The 467-nt window shown below is 71.5% G+C and carries 1 protein-coding gene; it reads right to left on the bottom strand.

Features of this window, described 5'->3' with window-relative positions:
• The coding region (locus I6F37_RS39060; RefSeq protein WP_225154235.1) for a class I SAM-dependent methyltransferase at window positions 1-467 on the bottom strand (467 nt) is incomplete at both ends.

Raw genomic sequence — 467 nt, 5'->3', positions numbered from 1 at the left:
ACACCAGCCGGAAGACGTCGCCCATCCACGCCTTCTCGTCATCGCGGCCGGCCGCCCGGCGGACGTCGAAGAACTCCTGGCGGTCGCGGATGGACGCGAGCTCGGTCGGCGGCCGGACGTCGTCGACGACGATGACGCCCCGGGGCTGCAGGTACGGCAGCGCGTTCAGCAGGTCGCGCAGCGTCTGCTCCACCGTGTGCAGGCCGTCGAGGTAGATCACGTCGAACTGCGTGCCCGGCTCGACGACGCTGCCGAAGTACTCGTCGCTCGTGATCTCGTGGTACGTCGTCCCCGGCTCGTCGCGGGCCGCGTGGTCGAAGCGGAACTCGGGGTCGACGGCCACCCGGGTCGTGGCCGAGACCCGGTCGAAGGTGCGACCCGTGCACACCCCGATCTCGAGGTAGCGCGGCTCCTCGTAGTGCGCGAGGAGGCGCCGGACGACCTGCGCCCGGCCGACCCTCTTGGCC

It is taken from the genome of Bradyrhizobium sp. NBAIM08 (assembly GCF_020193935.1).
GTDB classification, from domain to species: Bacteria; Pseudomonadota; Alphaproteobacteria; order Rhizobiales; family Xanthobacteraceae; genus Bradyrhizobium; species Bradyrhizobium yuanmingense.
The sequence above is the reverse complement of the archived record's forward strand: the minus strand, read 5'-3'. Positions and strand labels throughout refer to the sequence as shown.